We start from the raw sequence: 3764 nt of genomic DNA, 5'->3' as shown, positions 1-3764 counted from the left end.
GGATCTCTCCCGTACGGCCCGTTCTGTGTTTGTTCGCGCCGTATCGCCGGTGTTACGCGGGGACGCTCGCGACGCCCTGCGCCAGGAACGGCTTGCCGTTCACACGCTGCGAGACACCCTCGCGGTCCAGGTACGGCGTGATGCCACCCAGGTGGAAGGGCCAGCCGGCGCCCGTGATCAGGCAGAGGTCGATGTCCTGCGCCTCGGCGACGACACCCTCCTCCAGCATCAGACCGATCTCCTGCGCCACCGCGTCCAGGACACGGTCGCGGACCTGCTCCTCCGTCAGGACGTTGTCGCCCTGCTTGAGGAGGGCGGCGACCTCCGGGTCCAGCTCGGGCTTGCCCGAGTCGTAGACGTAGAAGCCACGCTTTCCGGCCTTGACGACCGCGGCCAGGTTCTCGGAGACCTTGAAGCGCTCCGGGAAGGCGCGGTTGAGGGTCTCGGAGACGTGCAGGCCGATGGCCGGGCCGACCAGCTCGAGCAGGACCAGCGGCGACATCGGCAGACCGAGCGGCTCGATCGCCTTCTCGGCGGTGGCCACCGGGGTGCCCTCGTCGATGACGTTCTGGATCTCGCCCATGAAGCGGGTCAGGATGCGGTTCACGACGAACGCCGGGGCGTCCTTGGTGAGGACCGCGGTCTTCTTCAGCTTCTTCGCGACACCGAAGGCGGTGGCGAGGGAGGCGTCGTCCGTCTTCTCACCGCGGACGATCTCCAGCAGCGGCAGGATCGCGACGGGGTTGAAGAAGTGGAAGCCGACCACGCGCTCCGGGTGCTGGAGCTTGGAGGCCATCTCGGTCACCGACAGCGAGGAGGTGTTGGTGGCGAGGATCGCGTGCGCCGGGGCGACCGCCTCGACCTCCGCGAACACCTTCTGCTTGACGGACATCTCCTCGAACACGGCCTCGATGATGAAGTCCGCGTCCGCGAAGCCCTCGGCCTTGTCCAGGACACCGGAGACCAGGGCCTTGAGGCGGTTGGCCTTGTCCTGGTTGATCCGGCCCTTGCCCAGCAGCTTCTCGATCTCGGCGTGGACGTAGCCCACACCCTTGTCGACGCGCTCCTGGTCGATGTCGGTGAGGACGACCGGCACCTCCAGGCGGCGCAGGAAGAGCAGCGCCAGCTGAGAGGCCATCAGACCGGCGCCGACGACGCCGACCTTGGTGACCGGACGGGCCAGGCTCTTGTCCGGGGCACCGGCGGGGCGCTTGCCGCGCTTCTGCACCAGGTTGAAGGCGTAGATGCCGGAGCGCAGTTCGCCACCCATGATCAGGTCGGCGAGCGCGGTGTCCTCGGCGTCGAAGCCCTTCTGCAGGTCGCCGTCCTTGGACGCCTCGATGATGTCGAGGGCGCGGTACGCGGCCGGGGCCGCGCCGTGCACCTTGGAGTCGGCGATGAACCGGCCGCGGGCGACGGCCTGGTCCCAGGCCTCACCGCGGTCGATCTCGGGGCGCTCGACGGTGACGTCGCCCTTCAGCACGTTCGCGGTCCAGATCAGCGACTGCTCCAGGAAGTCGGCGCCCTCGAAGATCGCGTCGGCGATCCCGAGCTCGAAGACCTGCTTGCCCTTGAGCTGCTTGTTCTGGTTGAGCGAGTTCTCGATGATCACCGAGACCGCACGGTCGGCGCCGATCAGGTTCGGCAGGATCGTGCAGCCGCCCCAGCCGGGGACCAGACCGAGGAAGACCTCGGGGAGCGAGAAGGCCGGCAGGGCCTTCGACACGGTCCGGTACGAGCAGTGCAGACCGACCTCGACACCGCCGCCCATCGCCGCGCCGTTGTAGTACGCGAAGGTGGGGACAGCCAGGCCGGCGAGCCGCTTGAAGACGTCGTGGCCGCCCTTGCCGATGGCGAGCGCGTCCGAGTGCTGCTTGAGCAGCTCGACGCCCTTGAGGTCGGCGCCGACGGCGAAGATGAACGGCTTGCCGGTGATGCCGACACCGACGACGGCGCCCTCGGACGCCTCCTTCTCGACCTGGTCGATCGCGGTGTTGAGGTTCGCGAGGGACTGCGGGCCGAAGGTGGTCGGCTTGGTGTGGTCGAAGCCGTTGTCCAGCGTGATGAGGGCGAACTTGCCCGCGCCGCCGGGGAGGTCGAGGTGGCGTACGTGCGCCTGGGTGACGACCTCGTCCGGGAACAGCTCGGCCGCGCCCTTCAGGAGCTCAGCGGTGGTGCTCACTTGGTGCCTCCGGCGTCCTTGTGGTGCGGGTTCTCCCAGATCACGGTGGCGCCCATGCCGAAGCCGACGCACATCGTGGTGAGGCCGTAACGGACCTCCGGCTGCTCCTCGAACTGCCGCGCCAGCTGCGTCATCAGACGCACACCGGAGGAGGCGAGCGGGTGGCCGAAGGCGATCGCGCCGCCGTACTGGTTGACGCGGGCGTCGTCGTCGGCGATGCCGTAGTGGTCGAGGAAGGCCAGGACCTGGACGGCGAACGCCTCGTTGACCTCGAAGAGGTTGATGTCCTCGATCGACAGACCGGCCTTGGCGAGGGCCTTCTCGGTCGCCGGGATCGGGCCGTAGCCCATGACCTCGGGCTCGACGCCGGCGAAGGCGTACGAGACGAGGCGCATCTTGACCGGGAGGTTGTTCTCGCGGGCGAAGTCCTCGGAGGCGATGAGCGAGGCGGTGGCGCCGTCGTTCAGACCCGCGGCGTTACCGGCGGTGACGCGGCCGTGGACACGGAACGGGGTCTTCAGACCGGAGAGGTTCTCCAGGGTGGTGCCCGGGCGCATCGGCTCGTCGGCGGTGACCAGGCCCCAGCCGGTCTCGCCGGCCTCGGGGTTGGTGCGGCGTACCGAGATCGGCACCAGGTCCTGCTGGATCTTGCCGTTGGCGTACGCCTTGGCGGCCTTCTCCTGCGAGCGAACGGCGTACTCGTCGGCGCGCTGCTTGGTGATGTGCGGGTAGCGGTCGTGCAGGTTCTCCGCGGTCATACCCATGAAGAGGGCCGACTCGTCGACGAGCTTCTCCGACACGAAGCGCGGGTTCGGGTCGACGCCCTCACCCATCGGGTGGCGGCCCATGTGCTCGACACCGCCGGCGATGGCGACGTCGTACGCACCGAAGGCCACGCTGCCCGCGACCGAGGTCACGGCGGTCAGCGCGCCGGCGCACATGCGGTCGATCGAGTACCCGGGCACGGACTGCGGCAGACCCGCGAGGATGCCCGCGGTACGGCCGATGGTCAGACCCTGGTCACCGATCTGCGTGGTCGCGGCGATGGCGACCTCGTCGATCTTCGCGGGGTCGAGGTCCGGGTTGCGGCGCAGCAGCTCCCGGATCGCCTTCACGACGAGATCGTCGGCGCGGGTCTCGTGGTAGATGCCCTTCGGGCCCGCCTTGCCGAACGGGGTGCGGACGCCGTCGACGAAGACGACGTCCCTGACGGTACGAGGCACGATGGCTCTCCTCCAGGGTGCGGGATGGCACTGCTGCGGGCACGCGCCTGAGCGCGCGCTTGCTTCCCTCATGCTACTTGCGGGTAACCATGCTGCCCACCCCCCACGGCGGGAGCGGCGAACGTCACACGGGGGCTGACGCCCCCCTACCCCCGCACCTGCCCCGGCACCGCGGGCCCACCCGGGCCGGGGCCGTTGTCCGTCTGCGGCCCGGTGGGCGGCCACAGACCACGCGGATCGCGGCTCGCAGTCGGGCGACGGCCCGGGGTGGGGCCGTGCAGGGTCGGCCCCGCAGGGGTGGCATCGTGCCGGGGCGCATGGGTACGGGGCCGGATGCCGCCCCGAGGAGTCGAGCCCGG

General features: G+C 69.7%; 2 protein-coding genes. Both read right to left on the bottom strand.

Going from position 1 to position 3764, the window contains the following annotated elements; all coding sequences use genetic code 11:
- Nucleotides 1–52: 52 nt before the first annotated feature.
- Nucleotides 53–2182 carry a 3-hydroxyacyl-CoA dehydrogenase NAD-binding domain-containing protein gene (locus ACWGI8_RS41300; RefSeq protein WP_453668595.1) on the bottom strand — a complete coding sequence of 710 codons (2130 nt, stop codon included), beginning with the start codon at nucleotides 2180–2182 and terminating at the stop codon, nucleotides 53–55.
- A complete protein-coding gene (locus ACWGI8_RS41295) occupies nucleotides 2179–3405 on the bottom strand; it encodes a thiolase family protein (RefSeq protein ID WP_453668594.1) in 1227 nt (408 codons plus the stop codon). Before ACWGI8_RS41295 ends, ACWGI8_RS41300 begins: the two co-directional genes overlap by 4 nt.
- Nucleotides 3406–3764: the final 359 nt, after the last annotated feature.

The sequence above is a fragment of the Streptomyces sp. NPDC054841 genome, assembly GCF_053611045.1.
Note: the sequence above shows the minus strand (reverse complement) of the source record. Positions and strands in the feature narration are given on the sequence as shown.